12 protein-coding genes are annotated in these 18124 nt (G+C 33.3%); 1 reads left to right on the forward strand and 11 read right to left on the reverse strand.

Features of this window, described 5'->3' with window-relative positions:
• Positions 1-35: 35 nt before the first annotated feature.
• The 9 genes from C1Y58_RS03565 to C1Y58_RS03605 all read right to left on the reverse strand — a co-directional run bounded on the left by C1Y58_RS03565 (position 36) and on the right by C1Y58_RS03605 (position 13717).
• The gene (locus C1Y58_RS03565) at positions 36-1304 is read right to left on the reverse strand and encodes an MFS transporter (RefSeq protein WP_105614599.1); all 1269 of its coding nucleotides are present in this window, start codon (positions 1302-1304) and stop codon (positions 36-38) included.
• Positions 1305-1526: 222 nt separating this feature from the next.
• On the reverse strand, positions 1527-1799 hold the full coding sequence (locus C1Y58_RS03570) for an HPr family phosphocarrier protein (RefSeq protein ID WP_105614600.1): 273 nt from the start codon (positions 1797-1799) through the stop codon (positions 1527-1529).
• 26 nt (positions 1800-1825) lie between these two features.
• Positions 1826-3085 carry a zinc-binding dehydrogenase gene (locus tag C1Y58_RS03575; protein ID WP_105614601.1) on the reverse strand — a complete coding sequence of 420 codons (1260 nt, stop codon included), beginning with the start codon at positions 3083-3085 and terminating at the stop codon, positions 1826-1828.
• Between the two features lie 38 nt (positions 3086-3123).
• Positions 3124-4053, reverse strand: coding sequence for a 1-phosphofructokinase (gene pfkB / locus C1Y58_RS03580; RefSeq protein ID WP_105614602.1), 930 nt, complete (start codon positions 4051-4053; stop codon positions 3124-3126).
• Between the two features lie 74 nt (positions 4054-4127).
• A complete protein-coding gene (locus C1Y58_RS03585) occupies positions 4128-5990 on the reverse strand; it encodes a PTS mannitol transporter subunit IICBA (RefSeq protein WP_105614603.1) in 1863 nt (620 codons plus the stop codon).
• 37 nt (positions 5991-6027) lie between these two features.
• Positions 6028-8127: a BglG family transcription antiterminator gene (locus tag C1Y58_RS03590; protein ID WP_105614604.1), complete on the reverse strand. Its 2100-nt coding sequence runs from the start codon at positions 8125-8127 to the stop codon at positions 6028-6030.
• Between the two features lie 297 nt (positions 8128-8424).
• On the reverse strand, positions 8425-10629 hold the full coding sequence (locus C1Y58_RS03595; RefSeq protein WP_105614605.1) for an ASKHA domain-containing protein: 2205 nt from the start codon (positions 10627-10629) through the stop codon (positions 8425-8427).
• A gap of 474 nt (positions 10630-11103) precedes the next feature.
• On the reverse strand, positions 11104-12477 hold the full coding sequence (locus C1Y58_RS03600) for an MATE family efflux transporter (RefSeq protein ID WP_105614606.1): 1374 nt from the start codon (positions 12475-12477) through the stop codon (positions 11104-11106).
• A gap of 409 nt (positions 12478-12886) precedes the next feature.
• Positions 12887-13717: an AraC family transcriptional regulator gene (locus tag C1Y58_RS03605; RefSeq protein ID WP_105614607.1), complete on the reverse strand. Its 831-nt coding sequence runs from the start codon at positions 13715-13717 to the stop codon at positions 12887-12889.
• Positions 13718-13874: 157 nt separating this feature from the next.
• Here C1Y58_RS03605 and C1Y58_RS03610 point away from each other — a divergent pair, with 157 nt between their 5' ends.
• Positions 13875-15140, forward strand: a complete 1266-nt coding sequence (locus C1Y58_RS03610; protein ID WP_105614608.1) for a uroporphyrinogen decarboxylase/cobalamine-independent methonine synthase family protein — start codon at positions 13875-13877, stop codon at positions 15138-15140.
• A gap of 49 nt (positions 15141-15189) precedes the next feature.
• Here the strand turns inward: C1Y58_RS03610 and C1Y58_RS03615 are convergent, their stop codons facing one another.
• Together C1Y58_RS03615 and C1Y58_RS03620 are read right to left on the reverse strand one after the other, a co-directional pair.
• Entirely contained in the window at positions 15190-16392 is a 1203-nt protein-coding gene (locus C1Y58_RS03615) for a glycoside hydrolase family 88 protein (RefSeq protein WP_105614609.1), read from the reverse strand.
• A 92-nt stretch (positions 16393-16484) separates the two neighbouring features.
• Positions 16485-18116, reverse strand: a complete 1632-nt coding sequence (locus C1Y58_RS03620) for an extracellular solute-binding protein (RefSeq protein WP_105614610.1) — start codon at positions 18114-18116, stop codon at positions 16485-16487.
• Positions 18117-18124 lie beyond the last annotated feature (8 nt).

Here is an 18124-nt window from a genome sequence, read left to right on the forward strand (position 1 = left end):
TTTTCTATTATACCAAAACAGTTGTACTTTTTGTATTATATAGCTAAATTTTTCAACCTTCTATTAAAATAGAGAATAGCAATAATATGTAATAATCCAGATAACATAAAAATAATCAAATAATAATCTACATGAAGAACACTGGCAAGTTGGTCAATTAATTTATTATCTTTTACACTTATAATTTTACTGACTACATTACTACTAATGAAATTAGCCACGCCCATAATACAACCGTTAACAGATAAATAGATGATTCGATATTCTTCTTTACCAAGCATCAAGTTAGCCTGAAATTTAGCTATATTGGCGGTAATCATAAACAATCCCTTAAGAAATATAATGATTGGGTAGATAATCATTGGACTAATTCCAACAAAAAACCATAGCAAATTTGTTAACCCAAACCCTATACCAGCATAAATTAATATTTTTTTCCATCCATACTGGTCAACCTTACGTCCGCACTTTCTTGCCGTTAACATTTTTATAAACGCTGTAATACTACCTATTGTACCGATAAAACCTAAATTCAACCCTTGATACTTAACAGCATAGTAGGAATAATATGCATTTCCAAAAAAAAGTGCGAAAGTCCAAATCAAATTGAATTTAATAAAGGTCATATAGTTTTTATCTCGAAAGACGATTTTTATCTGCTCCATTATAGGCATCTTACTTTTATGCTCTACTGATAGCGGCATATCTTCTAGAAAGTAAATATTAATCATATCAACCATTACAAATATAAGATAAATCAAGAATATAATTAAATAAGTATTATACTCACCACCAAAATAATCCAATACTTTTCCAAGAATAAATGGAGATGTCATACCAATTAAGTTATTTAACAGATTACGAGTTGAAAAATATTCACTCTTATTCTCTAATGGGACAAATTTATTATTCCATTCAAGAAAGCCTATTTCATTGATAGCATGAAAAGAATAAAAAGCAAATAGAATCAACACCATACTATAGTATTGAAATTCGCCTGTTAGCAACTTAGGTACAATAATTAATAGATAAATGCTTATATATTGTATGACTTTAAATAAAAAGATTGCTTTCTTTCTGCTTTGAAAATGGTTAAAGATATTAGGGGCAAAAATTTGTAAAATCCCTGTTAACCCCATAATCGATGCTAAGACACCAATTTGCCACTCTTCCAGACCTAGAAACAAAACATAACTGGTCATAAAAACTGAACTTAAAGTGGTTAAATTAATGATAAAACCTCTACTTAAAAAACTTATAAAAAATCGATTTCGAGTTTTCTTAAAGTTAAAAATCTCCTGCATGCTCACCCTACTTTCATATATCATAGTATTTCTTTTATATATAATATTATACTATAAAATATGTTGAAGTGCAAAAAAATAGTACTAAAAAGCTATGAATGACAAACAAATTTAGAGGATATCTTAGTTGTTTTACGTGCATTAGGTTCAACAAGAAAAGAGTACCCTCTGTTGGATACTCTTTTTTAATGCTATGTCCTTGAACTAGATATGGTCATAACTTTATTTAGTAAAACCCCTTTTTACACAATCAATTAAACCGACTACAGCTTGATCTTCATCTTCTCCTTCTGCAACTATTGTCAATTCATCGCCTTTCATAGCAGCCATTGACATAATGGATAAAATGCTTTTCGGGTTATATTTTTTCGTTTCATCACTATTTTTTAGAACAGTTATATCTGATGAAAAATTCTTAGCAATTTGAGTAAAAACATTCGCTGGTCGAGCATGCAACCCTTCTTCATTTACTAGAACCGCCTTATCTGTTTTCATAATCCGATCTCCCTTTCATTTCACTATCAATGTGTTATATGATTTAATAAATATTTTTCTGCTTCTGCTGACCATAGACCATTGTGTTTATCGATAATTTTAGCCAACTGTGCAAAAACCGGATCGCCCTTTCCTTTCTCAGAAAAATCAGAAATTGCAGTCAACTCCATATTTATATTGGTATATATTAATTTCTTCCCACCTGGAATGCTGGGTAGGTTTTTAACTGTGTCAATAACACTATCCATACCACCTATGTGAGTAATCATTACTGCTGGATTAATTAATCCTTCTGCTGACATTTCTAATGATTCTCTCATATCATCATCATTACCACCAGTGGAACCCATGATATGGGTAGGTGTATAGTGGATATTATAAAAGTTCACTTCAGCAGAGAATTGAGTATCTGTAGGACCAGCAAAAAAATTTAAGCAACCATCTCTCCCCAATATTTTATCTGCACCTTCAATGACTGAACGAACAGGGGCATAGACAAATACATCATCATAACCAGTTCCTCCACTTAGTTCATTTAAGTATGCTGTTACATTCTTTACATTCTTTGTATTGACATAGATTAACTTAACACCACATTTAGCAGCTTCTTCAACTGTGAATAAAGATTGAGCTCGTTTAATTCTCTCTTCATCAATATCAGTAACCACCAAAAGTGATGGTCTTCTGTCACAGTGTAAGGCATAATCTATAGCTCCTAGCCCCATGGGTCCAACTCCAGCTAACAATGCCATTTTACCACCCTCTACAATCCCCATATTGTGTATATATTTGCCTGTAACGGTATGATAATTAGCATGGAAACCACCTATTACACATGACATAGGCTCTGCTAATGATGCTTCATAGAAAGCTTCACCTTGATAATCCAGTAAGTAACCTAACTCCATTACTTCATTTGGAATAATCATGTATGTAGCGTTGCCACCAAAAAATTCATAAGAATATCCTGGTGCATAAGGGCTTCCTTTATAATTTAAAGCAGGTTGAATGGCAAATTTTTGTCCTTCTTGGAATGCATTTTTCCATTTATCCCCTACTTTTACTATTATCCCTGCGAACTCATGCCCCATTATTGTTGGATGAGTAGCAATATTCTTTGGCACTCTTTTATGCTTTGCTCCTTGAACAACAGCTTTATAAGTTGACATGCAGATACTATTAGAAATAACATGTGCTAAAATTTCATCTTCTTTTATTTCGGGTAACTCAAATTCCTCTAATTTCAAGTTATTGGTACCATATAATCTTACAGCTTTCGTTTTCATGATTGTCTCCCTCCAAAGTAATTTGCTTTAATGAGCTCTCATATATATCTATAAGTAACTTGTTTTCTATATTCATTAATCTCATCTATACTTCCCATCATAGTCCCTTCATTCTGAACCGTTGCTGTACTTGAAGCCACAGCCAATGCAATGGCATCTTCTAAAGAGTAATTTTTATCTGTGGCATAAGCTAATGCCCCAACCATAGAATCACCTGCACCTGCCGTACTTTTAACATCTCCTTTTATAGCATCAACAACGATATTTTTGTCTATTGTTAATAGAATGGCACCTTTTTCTCCTCTTGAAATCACAATAATTTCTACACCGTATTGAAATAATTTTTCTGCTTGCTTAATGACCTCTTCCTCACTATAAAACTCCGTTTTAAATAGTCTTTCAAATTCGTGAATATTGGGTTTGATCAGATATGGTCCTTCTTCTATTGCCTTTTCTAATAACTCGCCATCTCCATCTAATATAGTTCTTATACCCTTCTGTTTAGCCTTTCTTATCCACTTTGCATATATATCAGAATCCACACTTTCAGGCACACTTCCTGCTAATACAAGAATATCGCCCTCATTAATTTGTTTGAAAAGTTTTTCTTCAATTAGCTTTAGTTCTTCAGTAGAAATATTTGTACCTTGCTCGTTAATATCTGTATAGGTGTCTCCGAGTAAGTCTACGACTTTTATATTCGTCCGAGTATTCCCATCTATCTCAAGGAAGTCGCATTGTATATCTAATTCTGCTAATTGCTGTCTTATAACGTTACCTATACTCCCTGCAAGAGCCCCTATAGCTATATTCTTACCTCCTAAATTACTAATCATTTTTGAAACATTAATACCTTTTCCACCAGCGTCTTCTCTTATTTTTTGGACACGATTAACATTATTTATTTCAAAGTTATTGACTATAATCGTTTTATCTAGAGCTGGATTCAACGTTACTGTATAGATCATGTCTTAGCTCCTTCCCAAAGACCTTTCAAATATCTTAGCATTGAGAATAATTAACTTGATTTAGATTTTATCTTTTATTGCTTTGTAAATTGTTTATAGAGAAAATCAATATCTTTTGTAGTCCATAATTCTTTCAATCTCTCTTGATCATCTAATACCTCTGCTAAATTCGATAGTATTAAAAGATGTTCATTCCCAACACCAGCAATACCAATAATCAAATAACCTTTTTCGTCACCAAACTCTATTCCATCTGGAAATTGCATAATTGCAATACCAGTCTTATGAATATTTTTCTTAGCATCACTTATACCATGTGGTATAGCTGTACCACTCCCAATATATGTTGTTAATTCTTCTTCTCTTTTCAACATAGCATCAATATATTCTTTTTCAACATATCCAGAATTCACTAATAACTGCCCAACCATTTTAATTGCTTCTTCTTTAGGAACACTAGCTAAACCAACCTTAATGTTTTCTCTTTTTAGAATTGTATTTTCATTGATTTCTTCTTCATGAGTCACGGATGAAGATGGATGCGATAACAGTTGTTTAACTAACATGTCATAAGCACTTGTGCTTACAAAATCATCGATAGATATGTGCCAGGCATTTGGAGCTACTTCCTCTGCTCTTTGGGTCAGTTTTTCATGGGTAATAACAATATCTGCATCACTTGGTATATCTTCAATAGCCGTATTTTTAACCTGAATGGTTAAGCCTGCATTTTTGATTTTACTTCTTAGCTTACTAGCTCCCATGGCACTTGACCCCATTCCTGCATCACATGCAACAATGATTTTACTTACTGTTGTTTTGACAACACTGGATTTCTTACCTTTTAAATCAATCATTTTCTTCTTAGCTTCTTCAAATTGATCTTCTTCAACTTTGTTTGCTGTTTTTTTGATAAAAGGTGCTGCTACAAAGAAAGTTACTACTGTCGATATCACTACACCTGCTAATACAGGTAATAAGCCTCCTTTTGGTGCCATGGCTATTAAAGCGAAAATACTTCCTGGTGATGGCGTTGCCACTAGTCCTGCTCCCAGTATACTGAACGTTAAAACACCACTTGCTCCACCTGCTATAACAGCTAATAACAAGATAGGCTGCATTAATACATATGGAAAATAGATTTCATGTATCCCACCTAAGAAATGGATGATAATTGCACCTGGTGCTGATTGTTTGATCATGCCCTTGGAGAATACCCAGTAGGCTAATAATATGCCAAGTCCTGGTCCTGGGTTTGTTTCTAATAAGAAAAAGATTGACTTCCCTACTTCTGCTGCTTGCTCAATACCTAATGGTGACAATACACCATGATTGATGGCATTATTTAGAAACAGAATTTTAGCTGGTTCAATAAAGATTGAGGATACTGGTAATAATCCTGCACTAACAATAGCTTCTACTCCAGCTCCTAATGCATTGCTTAAACCTGCTACCACTGGTCCGATACCTAAATAAGCCACTAAGGCTAGCACCATACCTAGAATACCTGCTGAGAAGTTGTTAATGAGCATCTCAAAACCTGTTGGAATTTTTTCTTCTACAAGTTCATCAAATTTCTTGATTACATAACCACCTATTGGCCCCATAATCATTGCACCAATAAACATTGGAATATCTGCACCTACGATGACACCCATTGTCGCTATAGCCCCAATGACGCCTCCCCTTGTACCTGCAACCATCTTACCCCCTGTATAACCAATGAGTAATGGCAGTAGGTTGATAATCATTGGTCCTACTAAAGCTGAAAGGTTTTCATTTGGTAACCACCCTGTTGGTATGAACAAAGCTGTAATTAATCCCCATGCAATAAAAGCTCCTATATTCGGCATAACCATGCCACTTAAAAATCGTCCAAACTTTTGGATTCTTTGTTGTACTATTGGATTTGAATTCTTTATAACAGTATTTGCCATTATACTTCCCCCTTTTAATTCTACTATCTCTAATGGACTAAAGCTGCGTTTTGTCCTGGTAGAAATTATCTAGAATATCTGATAATTCAGTATAGATCTCTTCTTGTACCCCATCCTTTATACTTTTAGCAAAGTTTTCACTTGATATAATCATCTTACTTATTTCACTTAACACTTCAAGAGCTTGATTATTGCCGGCTACTGGCGCTACCATAACGATAATCACATTAACATTGGATTTTAACTTAGACTTGTTGAGTACTTCAATCAACTTCTTTGTTCTAAAAACAATAAAATAAATTTCTTCTACTACCGATGAGCGGCAATGTAGAAGCATCATACCCTTTTCACCTAAAAGAGTAGCGCCTTTTTCCTCTCTGTCTCTAAAGTCAAGAGCCAACTGTCGCTGCTTTTCTTCTGTTTTTACAATCCTCTGACTTACTTTTCTAATCAAATCCTGAATATCAGAAACCTCTACATCATCCATCAATAAAAAATGATTGAATATTTGTATAATACTTTTACTATAAATAGCTAATAAGGTTAATTTATCTTTCAAATTAATCGACTTTCTCTTTTTAGGATAATAGTTTCTTTTCAAGTAACTATTCTTAAAACCTCTAATGTTCATTTTGTCTTCTTTCGATAGGATGTAGTTAACGACAATTACTCGCTCTGATATTCTTTCGATAGGAATTGTGGATATGATAAAATCGATCCGCATCTCTTTAAGTATATCTTCGTTAATATCGATGGCCGAAATAGTACTAACGATTTTGATATCAGGAAATTCATTCTCAATTTCAGACGCTAATAATTTAGACGCCCCTATGCCATTGGGGCATGCAACTGCTACTAAATACTTTTTTTTCTTCGCAGATGATTGGTGATGCATAGCAGCTCCAATGTGCGTAGCTATGTATGCTATCTCAGCCTCCGGAACAATTATATTCATCTGCTCTTCCATGACCTTCACGCTCTTGGCAGTAGCCCTAAACAATTCAGGATAACTCACTTTAATTTCATCTAATAGTGAATTTTGTATTTCTAAGTTCATTTTTATCCTTTTAATTGCAGGTCCTAAGTGTCTGACTAATCCGATAAGAAGTTTTTCATCATCCTCAAGATAACTTTTTGTTTCAACCTCAGCTATCTGTATGATCTTTTTAGCCAGCTTAATGAGTTTATAGTCTTCGATCATTGAAATTTTGTTATCAAATAATGTATCACGTACTTTTGCACCAATAATATGCATGGAAATATAAGATATATCTTCTTGACTAATGTGAATTTTATGTTTTATAGGTAGATTTTTACTCCAGTCTTCAACGAAATAATAAATCTTTGTTTTTGATATTTCTTCATTAATTTGAGGGTCTAATTGAATAAATGATTGTTTTTTTACCCTATGAAGCGTAATTGCTATGCGCATTATTAACCCAATATAAGCATTATCTGCATACTTATATCCCATACTTTCCTCAATACTTCTAATTAGCTCTTCTATAGAAGCCAAGCTTTCAGTGGCAATCAATTCGAGTAGAGTATTATTAATTTTTGTACTGGTTTTCTTGTTTTCTTGGAAAGTGTGGTTTTTAATCATATAAAGTAAATGAGATTCCTTGTAAATTTCATTAAATAAATGAACGATAGCACTTCTAATCTCTTTTTCTTTACTATGGAGATAAATACCTAATCCTGGTTTCCTAATTAACTCCATCTCGTATTTACCTAACCATTTTTCAACTTTATCTAAATCGTGACTAATAGTGCCTTCAGTTACGTCAAATATTCTTGTAAAACTATATAACTTTACAGGCTCTTGATTACTAAGTAACTGACTTGTAGCAATTACCTGTCTTTCCCAAGGTGTATATATGTAAGGGGTTTCTTCTGCCATTAGTAATTTCTTAATTGCTTTTCTCTTATCTTCATCAGCTATGATTCGTATCCCTTTACTCTTTCTCTTATCCAGTTCTACACCTTGAGAACTTAACCAATCTCCACCCTTTTCGATTTCTCTTAGTACAGTTCTTGAGCTAAGTCCCATTTCATTTGCAATAGTATTGATTGTAATATAATCAAATTGATTGATGAGTATTGCTAATATGATTTTCAGTCTTGGACTTAGTTTCATAACTGTATCCTTCCCTTCTACAATTCAATAGTATAATTATACTTTCGGCATAAATGCCTTTAAAAAATCGATTAACTCTATATCACTTAAGTGTAATTTAATTGTATAATATCGCCAGCTATATTGAAAGATAAAGAAAATGATTTATGTCAATATTCAATAGTGACAAAATTAAAAAGCCTATAGAATCAGTCGTTATAGTAAGTTATAATTTTTTCTGATATAAAAAAACTATTGTACAATAACAATAGCTTTTATTTTAATATCTTTTCATTTAATTTATTTAATTCTTTCTTATTACTCCTGGTCAAAAAACATTTGCTCCATAAATAATTCATTGAATCCATGAATATCTGACAATACGATACTTCTAGTATGGCTCACAATCTTCAACGTATTTTCTTTACCTTTATGATCTAAAAGGTACTTAACAGCTCCGCCTAATGCCGAATTGCCAATACTCTTTATTCTATTTTGTAACGCCTTTGGGATAAGACCTATTTTAACAGCACTATCCACATTCAGATTAACGCCAAAACCTCCTGCTAGAAAGACATGCTGTATATCATCGTAACAGCATTCATACTCTTTAATCAATGATTCAATACCAGCCCTTATCGCCGCTTTTGCTAACTGTATTTCTCGAATATCTTTTTGTGTTACTGTTATGGTATCTCCACCAATACAAACTTCATCCCCATCGAATGGGGCTTGCAATGCTCCTGTCGAATCAATCCATCCATGATTTAATCCCTCAGCCATAAAATCTAAGATACCACTACCGCATAATCCAATAGGTGGGTCATCGGCGATGGTTCCGAAATTGAAATAGGGATGGGTATATTTTATATTTCTGATAGCACCAGGTACACTTCCAACTCCGCTGGAGATATTCCCTCCTTCAAAAGCTGGTCCGGCCGCTGTCGCTGAAGCAATAATCTTATGATGATTCCCTATTGCCATTTCTCCATTCGTACCAATATCAATAAATAAACTGATAGACTCTTGCTTATTGAGATCACTATAATATATACCAGAAATAATATCAGCACCTACAAAGGTTGATATACCTGGTAATAGAGTTACATCGCAATGAAGCAAATTGGTACCAAGTAATTGCTGAAAATCATACTCCATCAATTCCACAGTAACAGGTTCAAAAGGGAAAATTCCTAATGTGTCACAGGATAATCCTAATAATAGATGGAACATAGTGGTATTTCCGACAATAGTAATATGTCTTACTTTTTCACTCTCTTCATTTTGAAGTAGCTCCTCTATTCCCTTTAATATATCCTTCTTAATGAGCACACTTAACTCTGTTAAGTATCCACTATTGGCATTTTGAATTCTACTAATGACATCCGCTCCATACTTGGATTGAGAATTCAAACATGAATAACTGTTAAGGATTTCGCCAGTCTTTAAATAGATTAGCTGTATAGCTATTGTTGTTGTACCAATATCAATAGCTATACCAAGGTTAGACTTATCTTCCCTACTGTCACTACTCTCTCTCAAAACTTTAGGAAGTATTAACTCTCGGTCATAATCCTCCAGTACATCCATTTGATCATATGGATTTATTAACTCTACAGTACAACTTTCTTCAATAACAGCTCCACAGGCTAATCGATAGCCTTCTTTGATCTGATTTTGAGTAAAAAACGTTAGATCTATATCTGAAGGTGTTAATCTTCCCTTAATAAGTTTAATGGTACATTTACCACAAGTACCATTCCCACCACAAGGTGAGGGTATAAGAATATTGTTCTCGCTAAGTATATCTAAGAGGTTTGTATGACAATATACAGGAATCTTATAATGGTTTTTGTCATCTATAACAGTTAATTCGATACTTTTATTTCTCCATTTACACTTCATAGCATGCTGGCATTCTATACAATTATGACCGCTATCTATATCTGAAGGTAATATTTCTTCATTAACTCCACATACAAAAGACAAAGCTTTAGCAGGATTAAGCATAAAACCAGTTGTTACACACATGTTTAACTGTTGTTGTGGATCAACTTCTTTTAAGAGAATTTCTTGATATTCTAGAGGGATTTCACCATCACCAGGATATAATCTTCTTGTCAAGTGTAGACCTCTTTTTTCAAAATCCAGCTTAATTGTCTCATAAGCCTTATTTTCTAAACTGAAGGTGAGATCATCCAAAATAGCATCAATCATGAAACCTTCAAGGTAATGATCATTTTCCATCGCCTCTGAACTTAATTCGCATACCTTATGACCTAAGGTAACAACTATAGAAACAAGGGAGGTACAATAGTTAAATATGTTACCTAACCTCTCTTTATTGTTGTTCTCATTAAGTTGATAAGCGATAATAGGCTCAATAGCTTTCATTACTTGAGGCAGAATTTCATCATATCGATTGCTTACCTCATGATAAATAGAGCTATCTACATAACATTCCATTGCATTTAATGTTCTTTCTTTATTTGGCTTAACTATAATGTTTCTTAGTATACTCATCGCTATCCCTCATTATCTATGTTTAAATGAACAGATTTCCATACAGGATTATTATTGATTACTATTAGTATAGCATTGATGAGCAAAACCCTCAACGTAACGATAAATCGTGTGTTGTTAACTTGTGATAATGTCACCTTAAGATTAATTTTAGAAAATGTCACTTTTGATGACACTCTAAATATGATAAAAGGAATGATTACATTGTCAAAAAAACAATTAACATATAAGATCATTAATAGATTTGTTGAAAAATGAAATCATCCTTGGAATACGCTCTTCACAACAATTTCAAAAGGTCAACTTCCTTCATTTCAAAGGCATATTAGCTGAGAGGTATCAGATCCAAATCTCATACTCCTCTCTTTCTAGTATGCTCAAAAATGCAGGATTTTCACAAGCTCATTTTCATGCTCAAGTTGAAGGTTCAGATCATCAACACTCCCTGTTTTATCCCAACACTCCCATTTATCCTTAATATTTGTACATTATTCTATATCTGCTTATAACAAATATTGATACAAAAATTGTTACTGCTTCTGCAAATGGCACCGATAACCAAATACCATTTTCTCCAATGATGCGTGGGAATATAAGTACAAAAAGCACGATAAGAAATAGGGTTCTTATAAAAGACACTATAGCTGCCACCTTTCCATTAGATAATGCAGTAAATAATGCTGATGCAAAAATATTTATCCCCTGTGGTAAAAAAGAAAGTGCGAATAATCTTAACCCTGATAATGTAAGGTCATATGCTGCACTTCCTTCCGTTAGATACATACAAACTATGAAATCCGACCCTAAAAGAGTGAGAATATAAATTACAACACCCCATGTAAGATTAATCAGCAAACTTAGCTTAATTACTGTTCTTAGACGTTTTGGTTTATTCGCTCCATAATTAAAGCTTATTATAGGTGAAACACCTTGCGAAAACCCTAAAAATGCTGATTGGAAAAGATACTGTGCATACATAATAACACCTACAGCCGCTACACCCATCTCACCTGATATTCCTAATATAATAATGTTAAATAAAAAAGTGGTAATTGTTCCAGCTAATCCGGTTACCATTTGAGATGATCCAAAAAAGCATGATTGTATTAAGACTTTTATATTCCATTTAGGAAGCATAAAGCGTAAATTTTTCTTTTTAGTTCTTGCAAAATACAACAAAAATGTTATTGAAGGAATAGTATAGCCTATACCTGTTGCAAATGCAGCTCCTGCCACACCCATATTCATCTTTGCAATAAAGACAAAATCCAAAATCATATTTGTGACACCACCTACTATACCGATCATAAAACCAAAATATGGTCTACCATCAGCGATGAAAAACATTTGCGACGAAAGGAGTAACAATAACAAAGGGGCAAAAGGTGCTAATGTTCTAAGATATGTTGATGCATAAGGCGCAAGTATGTCTGTTGCGCCAAAAAAGCCAATTATTTGTTCTGTAAAGACTGTACCAACAAATATTAAAACTAACCCAACAGCAATTGTGAATAGAGTAATCAAACTCAGATTACGGCCAGCAAGTTCTGCATTTCCTTCCCCCATCTGTCTGGATAGAATTGCACACCCACCAGTTCCAATCATTAACCCAATTGCAATAACGAAAGAAGTCCAAGGAAATACAAGGTTTATAGATGCAAATGCATTTTCATTAATAAAATTTGCAACAAAATATCCATCTACTGCAGAGTAAAGAGATGAAAACATCATTAATAAAACTGTCGGGATAGTGAAGAGTAAAAGTGATCTCAATTTAAAATCTTGGTCAAGCCAAGAATCATCCCCCCAATCATGTTCTGAACTCCATTTTTCATTTTCTGAATACATAATATTCCTCCTTATTTGATATTTGTTATTATGAAGCAAGCGAACGATTGCTTAGAAAACAAAAAATGGAGTGCCACAATAGTTTAACTAATTGCGGCACTCCATATTAATCTCGTAAGACATATGTTGCACGAATCATATAATTTATATTATCACAAATTTTTGAGTAAAATCAAGTATAATATTTATTAGATATTTTTTTGTATGCATCTGTGGACATCTTTTTTTCTTACAGGCTTCTTCGGTAACTTTTTTCACGGAATTTGATGCTATATGGAATAAATGTGACCCAACTAGAATAAAAGGGACATTTTCTCGCGTTAATAACACATAAAAAAAGAGACATTTTCTATACCAGATATTGTTTAATAGCTTTAAAAAAAGCATCTTTGGTTAATTAAAGGCAATGTCAATTCTGAAGACTACTCCAGTATTTTCGGTAACTTAAAGGTGTCGTATCCTCATGCTGTTTAAACACCTTTATAAAATAACTAGAATCACTAAAACCTACGCTGAAAGCAATCTCTGTAATTGATAAGCTTGAGCTTTCTAATAAGGACTTGGCTTGGTTCAGCCTATATTTTATTAAATACTCATAAGGGGTAATCCCCATATACCTCTTGAATATTCGTATGAGGTAATATTTATTAACAAATAATTTCTTCGCAAGAGCATCTAATCCTATGGTGTTGGCATAATGGGATTCAATCATATCTATTGCATTCAGTACAATAGGAGGTATAATGATATTCTTTGAATTTTGTTCGATGGTTTTTAACATTAAATGTGTCATTATGTCATTTAAGTATCCCGATAATAATATGTCGTAATAGACACCTTTATTTGCAGCAATATCTATCATTAACCTAATTTTCTTATTAATTAGGCCATTGACTTCATCTCTATAAAATGGACCGTGATGATCAAGAATATAATTAACCTGATTAAAGCTTTGTTCCCCTTTAAAATGAACCCATTGAAACTTCCATTCACCCGTTTCTCCAGTAAAGTAGACATGAGGTTCATTACAATTGATAATGAATCCTTCTCCTTTTCTCGTTGTATATTTCTGATTCTTATATTTTAGGCACCCTTGGCCATCAGTAGTAAATATAACTAGTATACTATTATATTTTTTTCGTTTAATAACATAGGAGTTGTCACAAATATATTTCCCTACCGCTTGTACACACGGTACCATTCCTCCTGATAATTCACTGGATATATGTTTAAAAGACACTTTTTCCCCCAAATCAAACACCTCACAAATACTTCATCAATATATTTATATTTTAAGTCAATATACTCCATTGTTATTTAATCTTAAAGACTTTACACTCAATATAAGTATATCAATATATTTATTTCAAAGCAATTGATAATAAGGGGGAATAAGGATGAATACAACCTTTTCTATTACTCAAGAAGAACGACATTATTTAAGAGAACTTGCAAAAAAGCAGTTAGAGTATGCTAATCTTTCCATAATGGATGAGAGAAAGAAGCTCTGGTATGCTCATAATGGTTTAAAAGGAGAACGGCCAGTCATTGTTATGGAAATGGATACTTTTAAGCGAGATCTACTACCTGCTTTCAAATGCCATTCAAAAGCAGCTATTGAAATCGAAAAAAATTTGCTAATACCAATCATTAACCATGAACTTATTGATGATGATAAAGTTGTTCCAAATTATTATACTGTCTATTCGAAAATACATATTAATGAATTTGACTTCAATATCAGGAAGCAGTATGCTGTTGATGCTACTGGAAGAGAAGTAGGCTTTACACAAGAACATCCAATTAAAAACTTACCTGTCGATCTACCACAACTGAAGCATTCAACATATCATGTGGATAGAGAGTATACTTATGCTTGGAAGTCTTTTGTTGAAGAAGTTATTGGTGATATACTGCCCGTAAAACTCAAAAACGATAAGCTTAAGTGGCATGTAGTCCCATCAAGGATGATTGTTGATCTCATGGGGCTTGAGAATATGATGTATGCCATGATGGATTATCCTGAAGAGCTACATCAATTATATGAATTTATAAAAAATGATATTTTGAACTTTATAAAGTGGCAAGAAAAAGAAGGTTTACTCAGCCTCAATAATAAGAATGATTATGCAGGTGCTGGTAGTTATGGTTTTACTAATGAATTGCCATCTAATGATTTTGACAAGACCCAACTTGTAACAACTAAAGATATTTGGGTTAATATGAATTCTCAAGAATCGGTCGGTATCTCTTCCAGTATGTATGGTGAATTTATTTTCCCCTATTACCGTGACTTAGCAAAGGAATTCGGCTTAGTTTACTATGGATGCTGTGAACCCGTTCATGATATATGGGATGATTATATTAGTAAACTTCCTAACCTTCGAAAAGTGTCTGTTTCCCCTTGGTGCAATGAAGAATTCATGGGAAATGCTCTTAAAGGAGAAAATATAATCTATTCAAGAAAACCTAGCCCGAATTTTATTGGCGTAGGTCAATTTGATGAAGTTGAATTCAAAGAACATATCAGTCATACATTGAATGCTGCAAAGGGATGTCACCTTGAAATCATCTTCAGGGATATTTATACACTTTCAGGTGAAAAAGATAAACCAAGAAAAGCTGTTAAGATTCTTCGGGAATTAATTGAAGATATTTGGTAAAAGTGTTCAAGGATACCATCCTTGAACACTTTTATATCTGTATACTTTACTACCAATATTTATTCCAGACTTTAAGGACTCTCATTAACGCTTCAGTATAAAAGTAATCTCCCCAAATACAAAGATCATCTATATTTGTGTTTCTTTTGTAAGCATATACACCATGAAGTAGAATTCCATTTGAATGAGGTATTTTTTTGGTAGTATAATGTTTTGAGAGTGTTTTTAACATCTTTAAAGCTGCTTTTTCGTAAATCATTTTATCTGAATCTGATACTGGAAGGTGCTTAGATAACTCTAGCAATCCACATATAGCTGGAGTAGCAGCTGAAGTGTCCCTTTGGCAATCATTTTCTGTAAATACTAAATCCCATCCACATATATCGTCATCAGGAAGTCTATTGAGATAATAATTGGCCATTTTTCTAGCAATTTCAAGCATTCCTTTATCTTTTGTATAGCCATAAGTCAGTGCAAACCCATAGATAGCCCATGCTTGCCCCCTAGCCCAACTAGATGTATCGCTATACCCTTGACCTACTGTTTTAGCAACTACTTTCCCTGTATTTTTATTAAAATTCACTTCTTGAAATGTTGAAGCATCTTCTCTAAGAGCATGCTCTGCTGCCTGCTTCATGTGTTCATATGCCATCTGATAATATTTAGGATTTCCTGTAACTTCACTTGCCCAAAACAATAAATGCACATTCATGCTACAATCAATAATGAATTGAGATTCATCATCTGGAATAATACCAGGTCTTTTTCCCCTATCGATAATACCTATAGATTTAACATACCTTCTACTCAAGTAATCCGCAGCACCTATAGCAACTTTTTTTGCTTCTTCATTACCATTAATTTTATAAGGTGCAACGCATGATAAACTATATAAAAACCCTAAATCATGATGATCAATTCCAAGTCTTCCATCTAATCTTTTTTTGAAACTCTGTACATGGCTTTCACCTATCTTTTTATACTTTTCATCATCAGTCCATTCATAAGCAAGCCAAATCATTCCACTCCAAAAACCTTGAGTCCATCCACCACCATTAAATTCTTGCGAATATTTATTTTTCATTGTTACAGCTGATGGAAATACATCATCTGAAAACTCTTCACTCATTTCTTCTATCTTACTTATTATAAAATCCATTTCATTAATAAAATCTTGCTTATTTATTTTAAAATCTAAAAAGCGTTGCACATTATTAACCGGTTCATTTATCACATTTTTAATGAATTCCATATCATCACTCCTTGTATATTTAATATTGCTCTCATTTACATCTATATATCGAATATTTAATAGCCAGCATAAATACTGGCTATTAAAGTAATTTATTTAGATGAGTTATATCTATCTAGCGCTGATTGATAGATTTTGATATATTCATCTAACCCCATATCATAGAGTTTTTCAACATAATCATCCCATTCCTCATCTATACCGCCTTCCATCATCCATCTTGCATAATTTTCATTAGCATAAGTATTTATATCTGCTGATAACTGTGATATTCTTTCATTCTCCTCTAATGTAAAGAACACATCCGGATAAGTTTCTTCTGGATAATAAGCATTATATAATTGATCAAGTTCTTGCTTTTCTATGATGTGTGCTGGTTTGTCAATAAATCTATCACCATTACTTTTAGTCATAACGAATACTCTATGTCCATTCCAAGGAAAGTACTTATCATCTTCCTTGTTTCCTCGTTCAGGAATTTTTGTAATACTAAGTGTGTCATCATCATTCTTCTCCATATGAACACCAATGTAATACTGTAAACTCGCTTGGACAGCAAAATCTGGTTCATATAATGCATCAATCCATCTCATTGCTATCTCAGGTACCTCACATTGTGATGTAATTACTCCTCCTCCTCTTGCCACCTTACTTCCCATAAGTGGCCATAACTGATCGCCATTTGGTCCAGCAAGTGGTGATATTGCTACATAATCGTTATCTTCTTCTGATCTTCTCCAACCAGTACTTCTCCAACTTTGAAATGCACCAATAATTCTCTCTTCCCCTTTAGTTTTACCTTTTAGCACAGAACCATCTTGAGTAAACGCTTCTGGATCAATTAACCCTTCTTGAAATAACCTGTTGAAGTACGTTATCGCTTCTTTGTATTCTGACAATACTGCCGTATAAACTACTTTACCATCATTTACAGCTATATGTGTTTTATGATCATCAACCACACCAAAGGAACCAAACAAATCAGAAATATTATTATTATTGAATGTTAATGGTATTTCATCTGATTTATCATTTCCATTTGGATCATTTTCTTTAAAGGCTTTTAGAACATGATAAAATTCTTCTGTTGTTGTTGGTACTTCTAAATTTAACGTATCTAACCATTCTTTGTTCATATAGAGTGGAGCACTAGTTGTTATCGGGAACCCTCTATCAAATGAAGGTCCTCCATAAATATGACCATCTGGCGCTATCGAAGCCAACTTAACCTGAGGATGCTCTTCGAATACTTTTGTAAGATTTAAACCATATTCATCGATTAAACCCTCCATAGGAACTAATAACCCTTGAGTACCATATTTCAACACATCACTATTACTAAGTACACCAGCTCCTATAAAGATGTCTGGTAAATCACCACTAGCAAAAAGCAGACCCTTTTTCTCTTTCCATGCGTCTTCAATAACAGCTTCCCATTCAATGTGCACATTCGTTTTTTCTTCAAGATCTTGATAAAGAATAGGATTGATTTCGCTAGAACCTTCTTGAACTGTTCCTAAAACTTTTAAAGTAACCTTTTCATTGACAATTGGGTAACCAGTTTTATTGAAATTATCCTCTTTTTGCTCTGTTTCTTGCTTTACTGATTGATTACTATTAGAGTCATCTGCATTAGTATTGTCAACAGAGTTACTTGTACATCCTACAACTGCCATTACCATAAACATCCATAAGCTTATTACTGTTGTCAACTTTTTTTTCATTATACTTC

Origin of the sequence: Vallitalea okinawensis (assembly GCF_002964605.1) — a bacterium.
Taxonomy (GTDB): Bacteria; Bacillota; Clostridia; order Lachnospirales; family PQDH01; genus Vallitalea_A; species Vallitalea_A okinawensis.

Coding starts and splice junctions, on each gene's coding strand:
- C1Y58_RS03590 (WP_105614604.1), bottom strand. CDS start 8,127: ATGAAACTAAGTCCAAGACTGAAAATCATATTAGCAATACTCATCAAT.
- C1Y58_RS03595 (WP_105614605.1), bottom strand. CDS start 10,629: ATGAGTATACTAAGAAACATTATAGTTAAGCCAAATAAAGAAAGAACA.
- pfkB (WP_105614602.1), bottom strand. CDS start 4,053: ATGATCTATACAGTAACGTTGAATCCAGCTCTAGATAAAACGATTATA.
- C1Y58_RS03615 (WP_105614609.1), bottom strand. CDS start 16,392: ATGGAATTCATTAAAAATGTGATAAATGAACCGGTTAATAATGTGCAA.
- C1Y58_RS03610 (WP_105614608.1), top strand. CDS start 13,875: ATGAATACAACCTTTTCTATTACTCAAGAAGAACGACATTATTTAAGA.
- C1Y58_RS03585 (WP_105614603.1), bottom strand. CDS start 5,990: ATGGCAAATACTGTTATAAAGAATTCAAATCCAATAGTACAACAAAGA.
- C1Y58_RS03575 (WP_105614601.1), bottom strand. CDS start 3,085: ATGAAAACGAAAGCTGTAAGATTATATGGTACCAATAACTTGAAATTA.
- C1Y58_RS03620 (WP_105614610.1), bottom strand. CDS start 18,116: ATGAAAAAAAAGTTGACAACAGTAATAAGCTTATGGATGTTTATGGTA.
- C1Y58_RS03565 (WP_105614599.1), bottom strand. CDS start 1,304: ATGCAGGAGATTTTTAACTTTAAGAAAACTCGAAATCGATTTTTTATA.
- C1Y58_RS03570 (WP_105614600.1), bottom strand. CDS start 1,799: ATGAAAACAGATAAGGCGGTTCTAGTAAATGAAGAAGGGTTGCATGCT.
- C1Y58_RS03600 (WP_105614606.1), bottom strand. CDS start 12,477: ATGTATTCAGAAAATGAAAAATGGAGTTCAGAACATGATTGGGGGGAT.